This is a genomic window from Sutcliffiella horikoshii (genome assembly GCF_008180725.1).
Classification (GTDB): domain Bacteria; phylum Bacillota; class Bacilli; order Bacillales; family Bacillaceae_I; genus Sutcliffiella_A; species Sutcliffiella_A horikoshii_B.
In genome coordinates this window covers 1-20923 of record NZ_VTEV01000007.1, presented here as the reverse complement: position 1 = coordinate 20923, position 20923 = coordinate 1, and the positions used below count along the sequence as shown (strand labels likewise).

The window sequence follows — 20923 nt, the reverse complement described above, 5'->3', positions numbered from 1 at the left end:
TAGGATGAAGCGTGTTTATAATTTTAATGCTGGGCCGGCAGCACTCCCAAAACAAGTGCTACAACGTGCCCAAGAGGAATTGTTAGATTTTCAAGAGACAGGTATGTCTGTTATGGAATTAAGTCATCGAAGCAAAGAATACGATAAGGTTCACCAGAAAGCAGCAACCCTGTTAAAAGAACTTTTGCAAATTCCAGACAACTATGACATTCTCTTCATGCAAGGTGGTGCTAGTCTGCAGTTCTCAGCCGTCCCGATGAACTTTCTCCCTATAGGTAAGACAGCTAACTATAGCTTGTCCGGTTCTTGGTCCGAAAAAGCATTAAAAGAGGCACAAAAAATCGGCTCAACTCATATTGCTTCAACCTCCAAGGAATCTGGTTACACTAGCATCCCTTATCAATTAAAACTTTCTACAGATGCAGCTTATTTGCATATAACGAGCAACAATACCATTTTCGGAACACAATGGACGGAATTCCCCACCATTCCCTCCCACATTCCAATGATTGCAGATATGTCGAGTGATATTTTAAGCAGATCAATTAATGTGGAAGATTTTTCTCTTATCTATGCTGGTGCCCAGAAAAATCTTGGGCCATCTGGTGTAACAGTTGTGATTATAAAGAGGGGACTGCTAGAGCAATGCCCAAACGATATACCGACCATGCTAAATTATCAGACACACGCCAAAAACAGCTCCTTATATAATACCCCTCCAACCTTCTCCATTTATATGCTTTCGCTTGTATTGGAGTGGGTGGCAGAGCAAGGTGGCGTCGAAGCAATAGAAAAAATCAACCAAAAGAAGGCAGAGCTCCTTTATGATACGATTGATCGAAGTGAAGGATTTTACAATGGTCATGCCGAAAAAGGATCCAGATCTCTCATGAATGTTACATTCAATCTTCCTTCCGAGGAGCTCACATCTGTTTTTCTAACTCAAGCAAAAGAGGAAGGCTTTGTCGGACTTGGAGGTCACAGAATGGTCGGAGGCTGCAGAGCGTCTATTTACAATGCCGTACCTTTGGAATCCTGTGAGGCATTAGCGGAATATATGAAAAGCTTCCAAGCCAAATATAGGTAATAAGGAGCTTTCCCCTTTTCAAAAAGGAGAATCTTTTATATACTAGTATCTATTAATTCGCATTAGACAATGAGTGTACTAATGGGGTTAAAAAAGACAAGATCAGTTGAGGAGAGATGAGAAATGAATACAAAGACTTTAGTGTCACTAGCTTTATTAGTAGGAATCGGTGCAGTTCTGCACACGGTTGTACCGGGGGTCATTCTCGGTATGAAGCCAGACTTGGCTTTAACGATGATGTTTTTAGGTATCATGCTGTTTCCTGAAAAGAAAAATGTATTATTATTAGGAGTTGTGACAGGATTAATTTCCGCCATGACGACCACTTTTCCAGCAGGACAAATCCCGAACATTATTGATAAGCCAATTACAGCATTCTTGTTTTTCTTTATGCTTCTTGCATTGAAGAAATTGGACAAGCCACTTATTAAAGCAGGTGTATTAACTGCTATTGGAACCATAATTTCAGGTGTGATTTTTCTTTTTACCGCTCTAACATTGGTAGGTTTACCTGGTGGAGAATCCTTTGCATTCTTCTTCGTTACAGCCGTACTACCTGCTGTTGCACTGAATGTAATAGTCATGCTTATTATCTATCCGATTGTTACGAGCATTGCCAAACGTTCAAATTTAATAGCTACAACATAATTCAGAGGGCAAATTCCTACAAAAGGATTTGCCCTCTTCTTATTTTAAAAATGGGTTTAAACAGCCCATGTCACCAATATCGCAAGCAAAAACATGACCCCACCAGCACCTCCAATAGCTACAGCCCTTTGCTGCAACACTCTCCTTGGCGGATATACCCCTGCCCTTTGGGAAGCCAAAAAATAGTTTCCACCACCAAACAGCATCACAATACTTATGATAAATAACAAAGATGTTATAACTGCCACAAAGCCCGCCCCCTTTTTATCATAATTATGCCGCTCTCTCTTTTCTTATGAAACAAGTAATGTTGCCTAGTGGATAATTAAATAAATACCCATTATTTTGGAAACAATGAAGATGATAAAGGTGCAAATACGTTTGTGCATTGATTCAATCAGAAAAGTATCAACAAAAAGAGGATTTTTTTTATAAATGTTGAATTATATAATAATCTTAGGGTATTGAACTATATTTACATAACTTTATAGAGGAGTGATTACTATGAATGGGAAATCATTCATTTACGGAGTTTTAATAGGTGGAACAATAGCTGGAATTTCTGCATTGCTTACAACCTCTGAATCTGGAGCTTCTAGAAGAGCGAAAATAAAATCTACTGCACATTCTGTTCAATTGACGATGGAAGAGTTGAAACAAGAGGCTATTCATATTAAGGATCAAGTAACACAAGCGATGGAAGAGGGAAAAGCAACTGTCGGAAATATTGCAGAAGAGATCAAAGTTTCAGTAGACCTTTGGCAAAATTCGATTAAACCTCATCAAGAATCCATTCAACAAAACATTGCAAACCTACAGGAAGAGTTAGAAAATCTAGAAAAAAAACTGGCGAAAAACACCGCTGAATAAAAAATTTTAATTTTTTGTAAATTTAGACCTTTATTAATTTTTATTTTATTGTCATAATAGATAGTAATATATTAGAAAAAAGTAGGTGAGTTTGTGAATACACAGAACGGACAGTATTCATTAAAAGAAGCTATGCTCTTCAGCCAACGTGTTGCCCAGCTGAGTAAAGCACTTTGGAAGACCATCGAGAAAGATTGGCAACAGTGGATTAAACCATATGATTTGAATATCAACGAACACCATATTCTTTGGATTGCCTATCACTTAAAGGGAGCAAGTATTTCAGAGATTGCTAAATTTGGAGTGATGCATGTCTCTACTGCTTTTAACTTCTCCAAGAAATTAGAAGAAAGAGAATTGCTTCGCTTTTCTAAAAAAGAAAATGATAAGCGAAACACATATATTGAACTAACCGACAAAGGAGAAAAAATCCTTTTAGAATTAATGGAAACCTATGATCCTAGTAAAAATTCGGTATTTAGCGGTGCTTTGCCGATGCATGATTTATATGGAAAATTCCCAGAGCTGCTCGACATCATGTGCGTGATTCGCAATGTTTATGGGGAAGACTTTATGCAAATCTTTGAACGATCCTTTAATAATATTGAAGAGGATTTTGTTGAGGTTGATGGAAGACTTTCCAAAAAAGAGGAAGTGCTTGAAGAGAAAAATGAAAGCGTTACTTCTTCTTGATATCTCTTTGAAACGCGTCCATCAGCGGGACATAATAGCCTTGTGTTCGTAAAGCAGAAATTGTGTTCTCCAATGGCAGGTCTTTAGGCAAGGCTTGCCTGAATTGGTTAAGAAGCGGAGAAAATGTTACAAACCCTTCCGCTTTTTGTTTCTCCATTTCTTTGCTCAATTCTTCACATAGATTATACAGATTCTGCACGTCCTTCTTGCTCAATTTTTTAAGCATGATTAGATTATCCCAAGGATATCTTGTCCGATCCATTTGCTTTATTAAAAGTTCCACGTAAAACTCCAGGTTTTCAAGTCTTTCTTCCACTTTAATCAGTCCTTACTGTTGCATATCCAAATAACAATTCTCAAAGGATTGCTGTACTTTTCTACTTATTTTACATCAATTCCGTTCACTTACCAATATTTAGATGGATAGAACGAAAAATAAATTACATTCACCTATTGATTTTTCCCATAAAAAAGCTTACATTAATTTAGTAATTTTGATTACGACTAGCAATTACGGTAGGTGACTCAACTATGAACTGCTGGAAATCCATTGATATTTCTAGACAATATGGACTCCATCGCATAACACTTATTTCGTTTATCATCACTTTACTTTCGTTTATTGTATTCTTTCTGTCTTTTAGCCTTATTTACCATGACACAACTGTCTCATCTGCCAACTTCGGATGGTTCGTCCTTGGCCTATTGGGTATGTTCACGATGCACAAGCTATGTCATGTTCTTCCGCTAATCGCGACAAAAAACCAAGTAAAACTTAAATGGAAATTCAAGTGCTATATGCCATATATGAAAATAAAAACAAAAAAGCCTTTTACAAAAATTCAATCCTATGCTGTGTTACTGGCTCCTTTTGCCATTATTACTTCAGCATGCATTTTACTTGCACATATTTTCCCAAGCTATTATCACTATTTTTCCATGCTTGCGGCAGTAAATCTTGGTCTAAGTATTCCAGATTTCCTTTATATTAAACTTATCCAACGTGCTCCTAACAAATGCCAAATTGAAGAATTGGAAAACGGTTATGATATCTTAATAGTTAATGAGAATGAAATAGCGTCCTAAAAAATCTAGGATGCTTTTTCATTTTTTGTAAAAGTTTCGGACTATCACAGTATCTTTTTCTCATAAACTTTGGTAAGGTAGAAATCATAAGTATATATTCCGTATTTAGTTTAAAGCAAGCCACAAAGGAGGGATCTTATGGCTATCGCATTTCTATTTGTTTGGGTGGCTGTATTTATACTCTTCTACATAAACAAATTAACGAATGCTTTATGCGTTCAAAAGGAAATACCGGAGGATCGTCAGCCGAAAGTTTTCCGAACCATAAATGTACTTATTACCATTCTATTAATTTCCTCTTATGTAGATATCCTGCTAAGCTCCAAATAATAAATCGCACAAAAAACACCTTCCATGTAAACATGGAAGGTGTTTTTGTGGAGTTTAAGGCATTGCCCGTTCTCCAAGGTCTAGCTTAGTATAACCAAGCTGCACCTACGATTACTAACAGGATAAATAATACTACGATTAACGCAAATCCGCCGGAATGTCCACCTGACATTTTAGTTCCTCCTTTTTTATTAAAAATGTATTTAGTACAACCAAGCTGCACCTACGATTACCAACAAGATAAACAATACTACGATTAACGCGAAGCCACCTGCATACGCATTACCCATCTTAGTAACACCTCCTTCATGAGTTGTTACGATATCTTATGCAACAATTTCTTAGGAGGCATAGGCGTTTATCCTGCCTCTAAGGTTTTTTACATGAAATCCTGGGACAACAAAGTGTGTTGATGTTTTCATGATTCCATTTATCATATGTAAAAGTGGAGAAATTGGAATGGACGATTACCCATTTTTTCGAAAATGCTACTAGCTTTTAAGAAAACGCAGGGAAAACCGTTCGGGTCTTTTTTAGTTGTTTCGTTATGCTCCGCTGTTGATTTCCGCAAATGGCTTCGATTCCGCGGGACGATGCTTGAGCCTCCTCACAACGCTTCAGGGGTCTCAATCTACCGTTTCTCCCCCGCTGGAGTCTCCGCCATTTGCTCCAATCCACAGCTATAAATACATTAATGATAAGTTAATGCTTATTCAGCTAACTCAGTTATATAGCTTTTTTCATAAACCCTTCTAATGAATGAAGTCACCTTGTTGATTGGAGTGGAAGGCGCGCAGACGCCCGCAGGCAAGCGAAGCGCCTGGAACGGAAATCAACCGTTCCTTATAGTTTCTTACCTCTTTAAATTGCTTACAACGCAAAAATTCTTGCTTTAAAGTATTGTCAAATAATTTCATTAAATATGTAAGATATGCTATAGTATTGTTTGGAACGTTTTACTACATATGGGAGTGACTTAAATGAAAAAATGGATAATTGCCTTAGGTGCAACTGCTACAATTGTTGCACTGTCTGCCTGTAACAACGATAAAGCCGATAATACGGAAGTAATTGCTGAAACCTCTGCTGGAAACATTACACAGGCCGAGCTTTATGAAGCCATGAAGGATCGTTTTGGTGAAGAGGTTCTTCGGGAATTAGTATATGAAAAAGTATTAAGTGAGAAGTATGAGGTTACCGATGAGGAACTGCAAGAACGCTTAGATGAGTTGAAACAGCAACTTGGACCACAATTTGATTCAGCAATGGCACAGAGCGGCTTCAAAAGTGAAGAGCAATTAAGCCAAACTTTACGCATCTCCATGCTTCAGGAAAAAGCAGCGATGGAAAATGCAGAAGTTACCGATGAAGAAATTCAAGAATATTATGATCAGATGAAACCGGAGATACGTGCAAGCCACATTCTTGTAGCAGATGAAGAAACTGCGAAAGAAGTCAAGAAAAAGCTTGATGAGGGCGCTGACTTTGCCGAACTAGCAACAGAATATTCAACAGACCCTGGTTCTGCCCAAAATGGCGGAGACCTTGACTGGTTTGGTGCTGGAGCCATGCTCCCTGAATTTGAAGAGGCAGCTTATAGCCTTGAAGTAAATCAGATCAGTGAGCCTGTAGAAAGCATGTACGGGTTCCACATTATTAAAGTAACAGATAAGAAGGAAAAAGAACCGTTAGAAGACATCAAAGCGGAGTTAAAAGAAGAAGTTCTTTTATCAAAGGTGCAACAAGAAGCCGTTGACACAGCTGTTCAAAAAGAACTTGACAATGCTAATATAAAAGTGAAAGACTCCAATCTTAAAAATACATTCGAAAAAGAAAAAGAAACCGAAGAACAAAGCTAAAAAGGAAGCGGCTACCCGCTTCCTTTTTACTATACGTTTACTACCTGCTTCTTCTCTCTTTCCTCTTGAATCCTATCCATATATACTTGTCCTTCTTTTTCAATAATCGCTTCCTCTACTTCCTTTTCTTCCTTTGCGGACCTTAACGTCATATATGCACTAAAAACAATACCGATAACAATTAACAGCATCCACCATGGCATAGAAAAGCCCCCCTTCTCTTTCATATGTGCTACTAATTTATACATATGATAGAGTATGGGAGGCTATTACTTAATTATGAAAAGTAGGTTTATAGAAGTTTCTGTTGTCCATGGCAAAAATTCTTTCCGTGTACTCTCCTGGTTTAACACGTTCTAGTGCACGATCTAGCATATTCATTTTGGCATCGATATTATCAATATAATGGAGAATTTCTGCTTCTTTGATAAGTGGCAGTTTTGGACTGCCCCACTCCAATTTTCCATGATGACTTAACACCAAGTGTTGCAGAACCATAATCTCTTCCCCATCAATACCTAGCTCTTCTGCTGCTTTACCTATTTCATTAACCATAATCGAAATATGGCCAATTAAGTTCCCTTCAATTGTATAACTAGTGGACACAGGGCCGGATAGTTCCGTTACCTTTCCTAAGTCATGAAGAATAACCCCTGCATACAGAAGATCTTTGTCTAATGAAGGATATAAGCTAGCTATGGCTTTTGCAAGGTCTAGCATGGAAACAACATGATAGGCCAAACCAGATACAAATTCGTGGTGATTTTTTGTAGCTGCTGGGTATTGCAAGAATTCATTTTGATGCTTTTTCAACAGGTGTCTTGTAATCCTTTGGATATTCGGATTCTTCATTTCAAAAATCGCCTGTGTTATTTTATCCATCATCTGTTCTTGGCTTAGTGGTGCTGTTTCTATCAGGTCAGAGACATTAACATTCTCATGCTCTTCCTTTGGCTTGATTTTTCGTATTTTCAATTGATTACGGCCACGATAATGGTGGATGTCCCCTAGTACTCTTACTATGCTTTGTGGCGTGTAGAGCTCTTCATCGTCTGCTGAAGCATCCCAAAGTTTAGCTTCTATTTCGCCGCTTTTGTCTTGAAATATTAGTGTTAAGAAGGGTTTTCCATTGCTTGCAATTCCTTTTGTTGCTGTTTTAATTAATAAGTGAACGTCTACTTGTTCTCCCACTTCAAAGTGGAGGATACCTTTTTTCATCTATTTCTTCCCCCTGTCTTTTTTATCCTAGACGACGCAGTTGATTTACGCAAATGGCTTCGCTTTCCTAGGGGCTGACGAGAGCCTCCTCGGCTACGCCTGCGGGGTCTCCACCTAGCGCTATCTCCCTCAGGAGTCTTCGCCGTTTGCTCCAATCAACTGCTATGAAAAACAATAACTGAATGTATTTTTTCTATGAAGATACTTGTATTTTATGGGCTCTTTTAGATAGCCATAGTTTGGTGACGATTAATCCGAATAGCATGATACATGCTCCGAATAAATATGGAATGTGGATATTTATCTCAAAGAAAATACCTGCCAATATTGGACCTGCCACATTTCCCAAACTTAAGAAGGAATTATTGAGCCCCATGACGAGCCCCTGTCTGTTTCCAGCAAGTTTAGAAATGAATGAATTCAATGATGGTCTTAACAGAGAATTCCCCAAGAAGAATATGCAGGTAGTTAATAGTACAGTTGTAAAGCTCGTTGCTAGGGTCATTAGCACAAACCCTAAAGAACTGATCAATAGAGCCATTGTAACTACTCTTTCTTCCCCGTATTTCTTTGTCATTCTCCCTACTAGAACACCTTGGACTATTGTTCCCACCAAACCGACTATCAAGATGATTAACCCCACTTCACTTGGGTTATATTTATATCGTTCCATCGTATAGTAGCCAAAAATGGATTGAAAATTAGCCAATCCAAAACTCATGATGAAAACAAGAATTAGTAGGAATCCTACAGGGCTTTTAAGAGCTTTATACATCGTTACAAATTGATTGTCTCTTTTTTCACCTTCAGAAGCTTGAGCATCCATTTCTCTTTTATTCTTTGGATAGGATTCAGGTAAAATAATGACGGAAAGTATTCCCGCTATGGTTGCTGCTACACCTGCCACTAAAAATGGTAGTGATAGGTCGTATTCAGCAAGCCAGCCACCAAGCCCAGGCCCAACAACAATACCAAGCCCCATCGCAGCACCCATTATCCCCATGCCTTGGCCTCTTTTTTCAGAAGATGTGACATCCGAAACATAGGCCATTGCTGTTGGCATAAGTGCTGAGCCAAAGGTTCCCGCTAGAATTCTTGAAAGAAAGAGCATCCATAAGCCGCTTGCATATGCAAAAATAAACTCAGCGATTGCAAATCCGAAAAGACCGATTGTTATCAATGGCTTTCTTCCAATTTTATCAGACAGCCTTCCCCATACAGGTGCAAAAAGAAATTGCATAAACGCAAACACGGCAACAAGCAAACCTAATGTTCTTGCGTCCGCTCCAAACTTATCGATATAAAACGGAAGAATTGGGATGACCAAACCAATCCCTACCATGACGATAAATAGATTAAAGCTCAATAGTATCAATGGTGCTCTATTATTTTTCAATACACTTTCACTCATTTTTGTTATCCTTTCAACTTGCTTCTCTTTACCTCTCTAAGCATAGCACTTGTCTATTCCTTTCGGCAATGGATGAACCACATTCATCGTTTGAGGATTGCTTCTCTTACCTTAATAGGATCAAAAGTAAATACCCAATTATTTGGATTATCTGCTAATTTTTCTTTAATATGGTGATGACAAGTGAAGAAAAGGAATTGATAACCTTGGAGTGCAAGTCTGTTTATCAATTTAATTGCTAGATTTGTTCTTTGTTCATCGAAATTAACAAAACTGTCATCCATCAGAAATGGAAGTTTTTGTTCATCACTCCATACCTGGGCAACAGCGACACGTAAGGATAAATAAAGCTGCTCCACCGTCGCCTGACTTAATTCTTTTGGTTCAAAATTCGTCCCATCTGCATGTTGTACCTTAAGCATTCGTTCATTTTGCGCATCAAGTATGCTAAGATAGTTCCCTTTTGTGAGGAAGCGGAAGTTATCAGAAGCATATTGAAGTACTTTTGGAAGCTTGACTGTACGGTAAAAATCCATCGTTTTCCCTAAAAGATGGGATGCAGTAGCATGGATTGCCCACTTTCTCGCATGCTCCTGTAATTTGCTTTTAGATAATTCAAATTGTTGCACAGATTCCGAGTAAATACCTGCTTCTTCCAAAAGACGAATGGTTTCCTTTGTTGCCGTTCTATTCTCAACAAGCTGACTCTGTCTTTCTTTAATAGTCTTAAGGGTTTCTTCTAGTTCAGCCTTCTCTGCTTTCCAAATATCCATTGGTTTATTTTCCTTAAGGGTTAGTTGATAGGAATTTTCCATTTGTACCAACTGACTTTTAAGGAGGGCTAATTCCTTCTCATACTCTTTTTTTACAATATTTTGTTGGTTTTTTTGACGAAATGCTTCCTCATCCTTAACTTTTGCTTGTTCGTAAAGACGTTGAATCTGCTTACTTGCCTCATATCTATGTTGATACAATTCTTCTAATTCTTCTGTTAAGACGTCAATCTGTTCCTGAATCTGTTGTTTCTTTTTCTGTTTTTCAACGTTTTCTTCCAAATCAACACGCAATTGTGTGAACACTTCTTCTGGGTTTAATCTTGAATATGTTTCATTGTTTTCATTCAACAGAGCATTTAGCTCCTTTTGAAATTTATCCATTACTAGTTGATAGTGGCTTTGTCTTTCCTCTAGCTCTCTTTTATCAGAAAGCGCACCTTTCAATTGGAGAACTTTGTCGTAGGCCTCCTCCATAAAGGTAGGAGAGATTTGTGCAAGCGATAGGGAAGAGGTCCATTTATGCCAATGATCCTGAAATGAAAAATTCTTTTCTTCCCACTCTTCAAATTGCTGAATGATTCTATTATATGTCCGATCGCACTGAGAAAGGAGAAGCCTCTCCTTTTGTAGAAGCTGCATTACTTGCTCGTTCTTTGCTAAAGCTCTCTGATACTCTTCCACTTTCCCGTGTGTATCATTGGAATAAAGCTTATCTCTTAATAATTCCAGCTTACTATGCAGCTCATCCTTCTCTCTTATCAGCTCATTTTGATTATCTTGATTTTTAGTTTTTCTGCCAAATGTAATAGAAAGCAAGGAGAAGAGGATTAAACAAAGCAGTGAAGGGATAAGTTGGTCTTGCATAAAGAAGTAAAGGGCACCGGCAATCCCGAGGATGAAACTAATAACTGCGATTTGTTTACTTTTTCTATCCTCATTATGGTCATTCATTTTTTGAACATCAAGCTGCTTTTTTAACTGGTTTAGGAGTTGCTCTGTGAGGTGGATTTCTTTATGCAAAGTGTCCTTGTCTTCTAGTTCAACCATTTCCTTCATTCTTATGACCTCGTGGTTTGGAAGCTGGTCTTGTTCAAGGTCTTTCACCCGTTCTTCCTGCGTCTCAAGTTCCTCTTTTGCTAATTGGAACTGTTCGTCCAACCGTTGTTTCTGGATGTGAATCTCATGATGACTCTTTAAAAGTTCCCGCAAAGCCCCCTTGGATGCTAGACTGGTGTGAATTGAATCTAATTCATAATCTGTTTTGTCAGTCCATTCAAGATCCTGTTTCCACCCTTCCATGCGCTTTTCTAACTGCGCTATTTCTGTTGCTAGCAGAGACAATTGATCTTTCGCCTTTTGATAACTCGGCAGTAAAGTTACTAGACTTTTTATCGCTTCCTCTTTCTCAAAAACTTCTTCATTTACCCATATCTGTTCTATTTCTTGCTCTTTCTCCTCTAATACCTTTTTCATTTTTTCTATTTTTGATTGATAGAAAACTACTTCCGTCTGCCATTTGTCCAATCTTGCCAAACCATCATGAGGAAATGACTCAACGTTTCCTACTTCCGCTGTTTGCAATTGAAGAATCTCTAATCTATTAACTAATGGCTGAATAGTGAGCATTGCTTCTGTCTCTTTTATCTTTTGCTCTATAACCTCTTTATTTATTTGTGATTCCTTCAAGGCTTTATCATATTGATTCATTTCCTTTTGCAACCGGTCATACTGGCCCATTTTTTCTTTCCATTGATGGACAACTCGTTCTTCTTCTTTTAAGGAAGTTAACAACTTATTAATTACTGGTTTTCTGCCGCTTGGTTTGAAACGCTCTTCCTGTTCTTTTGCTAACTCTCGAGATAATTTATGTAGCTGTTCACTTCCCATTAGACCTGAAGAGAACAAATAACTGCCAAGTTGCTCAGAATCTATCAGCTGTAGATTTTGGATGTCCATCATATTAAAGGAGAAGATGCCCTTATACATCGATTTATCAAGGCCGCCGAGCACATCGTTCAGATTACAGGGGTTGCCATGCTCATCTTGAACCGTGACATCACCAGAGGATCTCCCTGCAACTCTTTCAATAGTTATTACTCTCTCGTCATTCGTTTCAATGACCAACTTACCACCATATTTAAAGCCTTTTTTAGGAACATAGCGCAAGTCTTGTTGATTTTTTGCGGGGAAACCAAAAAGAATGGCTTGAATAAAGGCCATCACAGTAGATTTTCCAGCTTCATTTTCCCCGTATATTACTTGAATATTTGGTGATAGATTTTCCATTACCACGTTCTCTAGTTTTCCAAATCCATAGATATGTAAGCTCGTAATTTTCAACCTGATCACCTCTTTTCATTTTCTAAGAATTTACTGATTAGCCATTGTTCCGCTTCTTCCACTATCGCTTGTACTTCTTCTTCATCCCAGGTTTCTAAATAGCGACTTGCTTCAGAGTGACGTAACAAAGGAGCCAATGCTTCTTTCATGTCGACTTGTTCTACCATCGTGTAAAAATCCTTGTAAAACGGTTTATCCTGCAAGTCCTCTTTTGAATAGGATAGTGCTGTATGCACACGCAACGTATAGATGTATACAAATGATGAATTATTTTCTTCACTCTCATTTAAAAGAAGTTGAAGTTCTTCCTGATGATTCTCTTCTTGGAGAAAACCATGCAGGTCACCATTTCCTGTATAAGTAAGTCGAAGTAATTTCCCCTTCCCTTCCAACCTTATGGAATCTACAGCTTGTTTTGTTTTATCCATCAGTTGGTCCACTGTATGTAATTCGTTAATGTGAATTTCAAGTTCTTCCCATTGTATAGAGGACGTTTCTAAATATGTTAGCTCAGGGATACCATCTTCCAAAAGGTCAACCAGATAGCACCCTTTGTCACCCTGTTCCTTTTTATGGCGACCTTGGATATTTCCCGGATAGACGATTGGTGGATGATGATGCAGTATTTCACGTTTATGTATATGGCCAAGCGCCCAGTAATGAAACTCTTTATCAAGAAGATCCGGCAAGGTAAACGGGGCATATGGATCATGCTCTTCCCTTCCAGAAAGATTCCCATGTAGCATTCCGATGTGAAAAGGTACCGTTTTGTCTTCTTTCTCGTAGTAATTTGTCATATTCTCCGTCAAATGTCTTTGGTTATAGCTGAATCCGTATATACACGCTAACTCTTCTTCGTCTTTTAAATATGTTTTTCGTTCTACTTCTTCCGTAAAAATATGTACATTATCCGGGTATTTAAAAAGTTTGTGTTCTTCTGTAAGGTAATCATGATTACCATGAATAATATACACATGGATTCCTGCTTCGTTTAACCGCAAGAATTCTTTTCTAAGTGTGGATTGAGCGATTAGGCTTCTTTGTTCTAGATCAAAGAGATCTCCGGCTAATAAAACAAAATCCACATGATGATGGATAGCAGCATTTATGAGCGTGGTTAATGATTGGAAGGTGCTTTTTCTAATCTGATCAAATATCTGTTGGGGAAGATGGCTAAGTCCCTTGAATGGACTGTCCAAATGTAAATCTGCAGCATGTAGGAATCGAATTTTTTTCATTCTAGATTTAACCTCTTCTCTAAACGTCTTTTCCTTATTTTATCACGAAAGAAATACGAATGCACGTTCGGTATAAGGATATAAAATAAAAAAACATGCGGGACTTTGATGTAAGGTCCCACATGTTAAGAAATTATTTGTCTTTTGTAAGTTGCAATGCTTTCTTTATATCCTTCAAAGAAGAGGATTTCCCGTACATTAAGACTCCTCCACGGTACACTTTTGCTCCAAACACAGCCAGTAGCACAATCGTTGCTACCAAAAGGCCAATGGAAAGACTGATTTCCCAAATAGGAACATTTAACATCCCTACTCGTAAAAACATAATCATAGGTGCAAAGAATGGGATAAATGACGTTACTTGAATGAATGAATTATCCGGATTACCCAGCCCGAACATAGAAATCATAAACCCAGCCACTATCAATAATGTCATTGGCATAATCATTTGCTGAATTTCTTCAATTCTACTTACAAGGGACCCCAAGAATGCCGCAAACGTTGCATAAAGGAAGTAGCCGAGCAAGAAGAAGACGATGGCGTACACAAACGTGCCTACAGGCATATCGCCTACACCGAAAAATTCAAATACTCCCCCTGCTTCTGTCATTCCTTCAAGATTTCTACTTAAAGATGAATACCCGACTATGATCCAGAATGCTAGTTGCGTTAAACTCAACAGCGCTATTCCAAGGATTTTACCGAACATATGCATAATTGGGGAGGCAGAAGAAATTAGTATTTCCATGACGCGGGAGGACTTCTCTACTGCGACTTCCGTTGCAATCATACTTGCATATAGAATGACTGAAAAATAGATCACAAACAGTAAGACGTATACTAATCCACGAGCCTGGTTCAACTCTTCTGCAGACTTGGCGGATTCTTCTAAAGCTACAACATCAAAATTAATGGGCGTGTAAAGTTGAGCAATTTGTTCTTGTGATAATCCCAGTTGACTTGTTGCCAGCTCATTTTTCACTTGCTGAAGCATCGCCTCCACTTGGGCCATCGTCTCAGAATCAGTGATAGAAGCTGCTTTATACACCCCTGAAGGTAAACCGTTCTGTTCCGTTGATAGGACAAGAAGCCCGTCATAATCCCCTTCTGTCACTTTACTTTCAGCATCAGCCTCATCTGATACCATTTCAAGTGCTAAATTGCTATTGGGATTCATGGCGAGTTGCTGTTCTAACAATGGTGCGATAGTGCCTTCTTCATCTATTACGGCCACGACTTTGTCTTCCTGTTTATCAAAAATATCAATAATAGACTGGATGTTTGTAACACCGACAATAAGCAGAGTTGTCACCAAAGTGGAGATTATAAAGGATTTAGATTTTAATTTACTCATATAGGTGTGCATCAAGATAATTGAAAATTTATTCATGATAAGAAGCACCTACCTTTTCTATGAAAATATCATTCAAGGACGGCTCTTCCAAGATAAACTTACGGATATAGCCTTTACCTGTAATTTGTTGCAGCAAAGTCTGGGAGACATCTTCATCCTCCACTTGAAGAATCATGCCTTCCGCTGTCGGCTTAGTTTTGGTAACTCCCGCTACATTGGATAAATATCCTAAATCAAAATCAGCATGAATGACAACATTCTTTTTCCCAAATGAACGCTTAATGTCCCTGAGTGACCCATGAACAACTGGTTGCCCGTGATGCATAATACATAAATGCTCACAAAGCTCTTCGACATGCTCCATCCGGTGACTAGAAAAGACAATAGATGTACCTTGCTTTTTCAGGTCGACTACCGCTTCTTTTAGTAGTTCCACATTTAGGGGATCTAAGCCACTGAAAGGTTCATCCAGGATGAGCAATTTGGGATTATGGATAGTGGACGCAATAAACTGGATTTTTTGTTGATTTCCTTTGGAGAGCTCTTCTACTTTTTTGTTTAGATATTGAGGTACCTTGAAGCGCTCTAGCCAATAATCCAGCTGCTTTAAAATTTCCGCCTTCTCCATTCCGCGTAATCTGCCCAAATAAATCATCTGGTCCTTAACGGTCAATTTCGGATAGAGTCCTCGTTCTTCCGGTAAATATCCTACCAGATGACTCTCTTTATATGTTATAGGTTTCCCTGCCCAAGAAACCTTACCTTCTGTAGGCTCTAATAATCCTAGGACCATTCGGAAAGTGGTCGTTTTCCCTGCTCCATTGGCACCTAAGAACCCAAACATTTCACTTTCCGGTATTTCTAGGGTCAAATTATTGACTGCCACATGCTTACCAAACCTTTTGGTTACACCATCTATCTGTAATGCCATGACGTTATCCCTCCTATGTTTTACAGTAACCTATACGGTTGATAAAGGAAATAGTTTCATAGTACTTTTACATTTCAAGAAACTTTTAGTAAAATGAAAGCAATGAATGGATATTCATTTTATTGACACGGAGGGGACAAATATGGGGAAATATACATTAACAGTTTTTAGTAAAAGCGGGGAAACATTACTGGATGAAAGTTTTGAAGCCGCAACTGAAAAAGAAGCAAAAACATTAGGAGAAAAGAGATTAGAAGAATTGAACTTTCTCGACACGACACACCGTTGCACAAACGCAAGCGGAAAACTAGTACTATTTCACAGATAACGAATTAACGCATGGAGATAAAGGATTACATCTCCATGCGTTTTTTGTTCCAATATCGATTAAAAGCAACCGCAGTAAAAAAGACAATTCCCATAATAACTGAGCACGATAATATAAGCTGTGAAGAAGTTAAGTCCAAATATTTCGCCAAGGAAACTGAATATGCCAAAACAAAAGTAGTCAAAAATTTTGACAAGGACGCTATTGCGAGAAACTTTCTAAATGAGACAGCTCCTATTCCCGCTCCTACGCAAATGATTTCATCAGGAAGAACAGGAATAATGAATAGAAGTGCCAAAATGACCGTCTCATTTCTCCTTACATATTCCTGATATCTTTTGAGATGTTTTTCTTTCACCAGTTTTGAAGCGACTTTCATTCCGCCAAATCTAGCAATAAAGAACATAATAATTATTCCTGTCAATGTTCCGGATAAACCAAGATAGAAAGAAGCAGATGCTCCAAATGCCATGCTACCTGCAGGTATGGTTAATGCTTCGGGGAGCGGCAAAATAATCGGTTGAGCCAAGCACAGGAAGAAAAAAAGAAATTGAGCCATGGAACCATACTCTAATAGTAAGCTCTCCAATCCCTTATTTTCTACAATTACCATGAACTCAGTTATAAAATAGACTAGCAAAATAATAATTATGATTCCTAGCCCTAGCCCTGTCCTTGGTATTTTTCCCGTTTCCATTATCTGCACGCAAACCACTCCGTTTTTCTTTTATGAACTTAGTATAAGTGGAGTGCTGTTTGTTGGTAATGTACCGGAGTATTATTTGACTATACGACTGTAGGCTTAGTATAGAGGAAGGGCTAAAGAAGCAATACGAAGAAAAAGCTGCCCCATTGGAGCAGCTATTCCGGTTCACTTTCCAGAGAATTGTGGTTTTCTTTTTTCCACAAAAGCTTTGATTCCCTCCTTATGGTCTTCTGATTGTCTCATTCTACGCTGTGCATTCTTTTCCAACTCTAGTACTTGTTCTAGGCGTGGTAAGGATTGCTTCGCATATATCATCTTCGTTTCTAACATCGCTTGTAATGGTGCCTGAAGAAGGGCTGCAACCCTTTTGGAAATTTCCTCTTCCATCCGATCATCTGCCAAGCTATCTACCAGACCTAATTCATGAGCTTCTTCAGCGGAAAGCGTTCTACCTTCCCAAATCATCTGTTTAGCTTTCGCTTCTCCAAGACGTTTTTCCATGAAGAAATGACCACCGCCATCCGGGATTAAGCCAATCTTAATGAAATTCATAGCAAGTTTTGTAGACGTGTGAGCAACCACAAAGTCGCTGGCAAGGGCAAAGCTAAGACCAAGCCCTGCAGCAGCACCATGAATGGCACTTATGGTCACTTTCGGCATCGTGTAAAGTTTAGTGACAATGGAGCCAATAGTATCCATCACCTGATCAAAGTCACCTCCAACATTGTCCTGGAGCATCATTTTTATATCTCCACCGGCACTGAAAGCATTCCCATTTCCTCTGACAATCAGGACTTTGGCCTTCTCATTTTTCGATACCTCGTCCAGAACTCGTTCTAATTCCCCTAACATCTCCACGTTCATTGCATTCAATGCTTCTGGTCTATTAAGCTCTAAAACCACAACCGAACCTTGATCCAATACATTAACCGTACTCATGCAAGCACACCCTTTCATTGAATAAATATTAAGTTTTAATTTTCTGAAATATTAAAGTTCTGTGCGGGGGTCAGACCCCCGCAGGAATTTCTCTCTCAATCTCGAATAATACCTTTACTGTTGCCGATGAGGACTTGTTTGCCATTTTGGTTGGTGTAGATGGATGTTACGTTGACTTGTTTGTAGCCTTCTTGTTGTTGGACATTGGTGAGGGTGGCTTCACAGGTGATGGTGTCGCCTGTAAAGACGGGACGGAGGAATTCCATGTTCATTTCTCTTGCGATATAATTTAGATCTCCCCCTATTTTGGTACCGATACTTGCAGTCAATAGGCCATGCACCATTAAGCGACCATGCTCATCCTTTTCCACATGATGTCTTCCTTGGTCTCCTGAAACTTCTCCAAATTGAAGTATTTCCTCGACAGTGAATGTTCTGGAATAAGTCAGAACTTCACCAGTTTCAACCTTCATCATCTATTCCCTCCCCTAAGTTATATAACTAGTATAATATGAAAGCGCTTAAAAATGAATGATTATTCACTCATCAACCTAAAAAATAAAAAGCGAGGATTTTAATCCCCGCTTTGTAATTAGTTTCTTGATGAAAAGAGCTCTTCCAAAATCCGAATTTTTTCATCCGTATAATGTTCAAAGCCATCATTATAAGATTTAGGATCTTTCGGGTTGGCAAAGCGGGTTATCTTCCCTGTTTCAGGGTGAACAAATTTACTTGATGCCCCACACCCAAGTCCGATGATCGTTTGTTTCTCTTCCATGATCATGATGTTATAGATACTGTCCTGGCCTGGCAATGCATATCCTACATTCTCCAAATTACCAAGTATATTTTTCTGGCGGTACAGATAATATGGGACATAATTATGGGCTGTCGTCCACTCCGTTGCCATATCCATCATCTTCCCGATTTCATAACGATCTGCCACTTTGTAGCGGTTCTTATTTTGTGTCATTTCAGAAGCTCGTTTGAAAGACAATGTATGGACCGTCAATGATTCCGGCATAAGTTTTTCCGTCTCTTCTAGTGTATGGGCGAACTCTCCCACCCCTTCACCAGGCAAGCCGATGATTAGATCCATATTAATATTATTCATACCCAACTCACGGGCAAGGTGAAATTTATCAATGGTTTCCTCCACGGTATGATGGCGACCAATCGCTTTCAACGTTTCTTGCGTATAAGACTGCGGGTTAATACTAATGCGGTCAATATTCCACTTTTTCAATACTTCCAGCTTCTCCGGCGTAATCGTATCAGGACGTCCGGCTTCCACTGTTACTTCGCGGACCTTTTCCATGTCAGGGAACGAAGCATACATCTGCTCGTAAAGCATGTCCATCTCTTCTGCCGTAATACTTGTCGGTGTGCCTCCACCATAATAAACAGTGGTGATCTTGATATCTTTTTCCTTCAACCAGGCGCCGATAGCATCGATTTCATGATGCAGACCGCCAAGGAAAGAATCCACTTTTCCTTGCTTTCCATTAATCGCATAAGCAGGGAATGTACAGTACGCACATTTAGTCGGGCAGAATGGGATACCGATGTAAATGCTGACTTCATTGCCTAAATCATGTAAATCTGGTACCACTTCAAGCTGGCGATCTACAATCTGCTGCATCAACTCTATCTTTTCATCTGTAATCAAGTAATCTTCTCGCAGCTGTTGATGAACTTTTTCTCGCGGCTCCCCTTTTTTAAGCTTTGAGTGAAGAAGTTTTGTAGGACGAATCCCGGTTAAGATCCCCCACTTCTGAATAATTCCCGTATGCTCTTGCAAAAGAGTCAAATAAACATAGGACACTGCTTGTTTTTTACGGCGAAAGCTCTCTTTTTCGTCTAATTCGCCTAATTCTTTCTCATGGGAACAAGAAAAATTGCCAAGTTGTCCGCTTACAATAAACGTGGTGTTTTTTTCTTCAACCTGGAATGTTACCTCTAGCTCAGAGGAAGCATCTTCCCCAAGCACCACTTCTGTTTCTTCAAAAAATAAATCCGCAATCAATGATAACGGACGCTGGTATCTATCATCATGTAATCCTTTTATAGCAATCTTCAAGTTAATCACCTTTCACACCTGCTTTGTTTTCAGCAAGATTTTTCACTCCCACTAGTGTAACGGATGAAGTGGATGCATATCAAGATAATACCGTTGGAAAAGAGGGAGTCATGACAAGAACAAAAGATTTTAATCTCTTGGTACTTATCTCGCTTTTCACATAGCTTTTAAATATTGGCCTTAGTCGGATTTCCTTTGCCCTTCATCTTGTACCATTTCAATAAATTTCATTTTTACCAAGGTCTTCTTATTAATGAGGGCCTCTCTCCTCCTTTTTCTTCTTCACTGAGGTCTTCATTACGGCAATGAGGACCTCTCTCCTCGTTTTTTCTCGTCACTGAGGTCTTCATTATGATATGCTCCCTTTTAAGTAGACAGATAAAAAAACAAAAATCTGTTTCCGCTAAGGGGAGTATTTATTATGTCAAAAAATGCCAGCTCTTTCTCTGTCAAGATCAATGTCATAAAGGCTTGGGAAAAACGAACGCACACTATTACAGATTTAGCCCATATAAATAATGTTAGTCCCTCCACTATATATAATTGGATAGATAGGTATGAGAGTCTGGGGGAGAAAGGTTTATACCCTACCTCGAAGGAGTATACGAAGGAATATAAGCTGAGGGTAGTCCGTGAATACCTTAACGGGGGGTACTCTCAAAAAGAACTTGTTAGGAAGTATGAAATATCAAGTAAATCTGTCCTCCAAAAATGGATTAAGAATTATAATAGTCATAGAGAGTTAAAGGATACTTCAAAAGGAAGGAAATTCACTATGACTAACAAACGAAAAACTACCTTAAATGAACGAATAGAGATAGTGCACTATTATCTAGAGAACGGCATGGATTTTCATAAGGCAGCGGAGACCTTCAAGGTCTCTTACCAACAAGTATATCAATGGGTGAAAAAGTATGAGAATGGTGGCGAAGAAGCCCTCCAGGATAAACGTGGGAGGAAAAAGGAAGAAGTGGAACTTTCTCCTGAACAGAAGATAAAACGTGAGATGCAGAGGCTGGAAAGGGAAAA

24 protein-coding genes are annotated in these 20923 nt (G+C 38.8%); 9 read left to right on the top strand and 15 right to left on the bottom strand.

Annotated features, from left to right (window positions below; translation table 11 throughout):
- The first annotated feature begins 4 nt into the window (after positions 1–4).
- Both serC and FZC76_RS16980 read left to right on the top strand, forming a co-directional pair.
- Positions 5–1087, top strand: a complete 1083-nt coding sequence (serC, locus tag FZC76_RS16985; protein ID WP_148989371.1) for a 3-phosphoserine/phosphohydroxythreonine transaminase — start codon at positions 5–7, stop codon at positions 1085–1087.
- Between the two features lie 123 nt (positions 1088–1210).
- The gene (locus tag FZC76_RS16980) at positions 1211–1735 is read left to right on the top strand and encodes a tryptophan transporter (RefSeq protein ID WP_148989370.1); all 525 of its coding nucleotides are present in this window, start codon (positions 1211–1213) and stop codon (positions 1733–1735) included.
- Between the two features lie 56 nt (positions 1736–1791).
- On the opposite strand, the gene FZC76_RS16975 is transcribed toward FZC76_RS16980, so the two are convergent.
- Entirely contained in the window at positions 1792–1983 is a 192-nt protein-coding gene (locus FZC76_RS16975) for a hypothetical protein (RefSeq protein ID WP_148989369.1), read from the bottom strand.
- Positions 1984–2239: 256 nt separating this feature from the next.
- On the opposite strand from FZC76_RS16975, the gene FZC76_RS16970 reads away from it, so the two are divergent.
- Complete coding sequence (locus tag FZC76_RS16970) at positions 2240–2605, top strand: YtxH domain-containing protein (RefSeq protein WP_148989368.1); 366 nt, start codon at positions 2240–2242, stop codon at positions 2603–2605.
- Positions 2606–2698: 93 nt separating this feature from the next.
- Complete coding sequence (locus FZC76_RS16965; RefSeq protein WP_148989367.1) at positions 2699–3298, top strand: HTH-type transcriptional regulator Hpr; 600 nt, start codon at positions 2699–2701, stop codon at positions 3296–3298.
- On the opposite strand, the gene FZC76_RS16960 is transcribed toward FZC76_RS16965, so the two are convergent.
- A complete protein-coding gene (locus FZC76_RS16960; protein ID WP_187442123.1) occupies positions 3285–3614 on the bottom strand; it encodes a DUF1878 family protein in 330 nt (109 codons plus the stop codon). The genes FZC76_RS16965 and FZC76_RS16960 overlap by 14 nt on opposite strands.
- Before the next feature lie 215 nt (positions 3615–3829).
- Here FZC76_RS16960 and FZC76_RS16955 point away from each other — a divergent pair, with 215 nt between their 5' ends.
- Positions 3830–4384 (top strand): DUF3267 domain-containing protein, encoded by a 555-nt coding sequence (locus tag FZC76_RS16955; protein ID WP_148989365.1) that lies wholly within the window; start codon positions 3830–3832, stop codon positions 4382–4384.
- A gap of 138 nt (positions 4385–4522) precedes the next feature.
- Complete coding sequence (locus tag FZC76_RS16950) at positions 4523–4714, top strand: hypothetical protein (protein WP_010192281.1); 192 nt, start codon at positions 4523–4525, stop codon at positions 4712–4714.
- 85 nt (positions 4715–4799) lie between these two features.
- Here FZC76_RS16950 and FZC76_RS16945 read toward each other — a convergent pair whose 3' ends face one another.
- Together FZC76_RS16945 and FZC76_RS16940 are read right to left on the bottom strand one after the other, a co-directional pair.
- Positions 4800–4886, bottom strand: a complete 87-nt coding sequence (locus FZC76_RS16945) for a YjcZ family sporulation protein (protein ID WP_082153634.1) — start codon at positions 4884–4886, stop codon at positions 4800–4802.
- Positions 4887–4917: 31 nt separating this feature from the next.
- Positions 4918–5004 (bottom strand): YjcZ family sporulation protein, encoded by an 87-nt coding sequence (locus tag FZC76_RS16940; protein WP_063561705.1) that lies wholly within the window; start codon positions 5002–5004, stop codon positions 4918–4920.
- A 690-nt stretch (positions 5005–5694) separates the two neighbouring features.
- Here FZC76_RS16940 and FZC76_RS16935 point away from each other — a divergent pair.
- A complete protein-coding gene (locus FZC76_RS16935; protein ID WP_148989364.1) occupies positions 5695–6573 on the top strand; it encodes a peptidylprolyl isomerase in 879 nt (292 codons plus the stop codon).
- Positions 6574–6602: 29 nt separating this feature from the next.
- On the opposite strand, the gene FZC76_RS16930 is transcribed toward FZC76_RS16935, so the two are convergent.
- From FZC76_RS16930 to FZC76_RS16900, 7 genes are all read right to left on the bottom strand, one after another.
- Positions 6603–6776, bottom strand: coding sequence for a sporulation YhaL family protein (locus FZC76_RS16930; protein WP_010198295.1), 174 nt, complete (start codon positions 6774–6776; stop codon positions 6603–6605).
- A 70-nt stretch (positions 6777–6846) separates the two neighbouring features.
- Complete coding sequence (gene yhaM / locus FZC76_RS16925) at positions 6847–7791, bottom strand: 3'-5' exoribonuclease YhaM (RefSeq protein WP_148989363.1); 945 nt, start codon at positions 7789–7791, stop codon at positions 6847–6849.
- A 193-nt stretch (positions 7792–7984) separates the two neighbouring features.
- Positions 7985–9202 (bottom strand): MFS transporter, encoded by a 1218-nt coding sequence (locus FZC76_RS16920; RefSeq protein ID WP_148989362.1) that lies wholly within the window; start codon positions 9200–9202, stop codon positions 7985–7987.
- A gap of 83 nt (positions 9203–9285) precedes the next feature.
- Positions 9286–12318, bottom strand: a complete 3033-nt coding sequence (locus FZC76_RS16915; protein WP_187442122.1) for an ATP-binding protein — start codon at positions 12316–12318, stop codon at positions 9286–9288.
- Between the two features lie 5 nt (positions 12319–12323).
- Positions 12324–13556: a metallophosphoesterase family protein gene (locus FZC76_RS16910; RefSeq protein WP_148989360.1), complete on the bottom strand. Its 1233-nt coding sequence runs from the start codon at positions 13554–13556 to the stop codon at positions 12324–12326.
- 133 nt (positions 13557–13689) lie between these two features.
- Positions 13690–14946, bottom strand: coding sequence for an ABC transporter permease (locus FZC76_RS16905; protein ID WP_148989359.1), 1257 nt, complete (start codon positions 14944–14946; stop codon positions 13690–13692).
- The gene (locus FZC76_RS16900) at positions 14939–15841 is read right to left on the bottom strand and encodes an ABC transporter ATP-binding protein (RefSeq protein WP_148989358.1); all 903 of its coding nucleotides are present in this window, start codon (positions 15839–15841) and stop codon (positions 14939–14941) included. Before FZC76_RS16900 ends, FZC76_RS16905 begins: the two co-directional genes overlap by 8 nt.
- Positions 15842–15983: 142 nt before the next feature.
- Here FZC76_RS16900 and FZC76_RS16895 point away from each other — a divergent pair, with 142 nt between their 5' ends.
- Positions 15984–16169, top strand: a complete 186-nt coding sequence (locus tag FZC76_RS16895) for a YhzD family protein (protein ID WP_148989357.1) — start codon at positions 15984–15986, stop codon at positions 16167–16169.
- A gap of 25 nt (positions 16170–16194) precedes the next feature.
- On the opposite strand, the gene FZC76_RS16890 is transcribed toward FZC76_RS16895, so the two are convergent.
- From FZC76_RS16890 to FZC76_RS16875, 4 genes are all read right to left on the bottom strand, one after another.
- A complete protein-coding gene (locus FZC76_RS16890) occupies positions 16195–16866 on the bottom strand; it encodes a TVP38/TMEM64 family protein (protein WP_262372710.1) in 672 nt (223 codons plus the stop codon).
- Positions 16867–17040: 174 nt separating this feature from the next.
- On the bottom strand, positions 17041–17814 hold the full coding sequence (locus FZC76_RS16885; protein WP_148989355.1) for an enoyl-CoA hydratase: 774 nt from the start codon (positions 17812–17814) through the stop codon (positions 17041–17043).
- 95 nt (positions 17815–17909) lie between these two features.
- A complete protein-coding gene (locus FZC76_RS16880) occupies positions 17910–18287 on the bottom strand; it encodes a MaoC/PaaZ C-terminal domain-containing protein (protein WP_148989554.1) in 378 nt (125 codons plus the stop codon).
- A 119-nt stretch (positions 18288–18406) separates the two neighbouring features.
- Positions 18407–19894, bottom strand: a complete 1488-nt coding sequence (locus FZC76_RS16875; protein ID WP_148989553.1) for a coproporphyrinogen III oxidase — start codon at positions 19892–19894, stop codon at positions 18407–18409.
- A 421-nt stretch (positions 19895–20315) separates the two neighbouring features.
- Here FZC76_RS16875 and FZC76_RS16870 point away from each other — a divergent pair.
- A partial coding sequence (locus tag FZC76_RS16870; protein WP_148989354.1) for a helix-turn-helix domain-containing protein occupies positions 20316–20923 on the top strand: 608 nt, incomplete at its 3' end.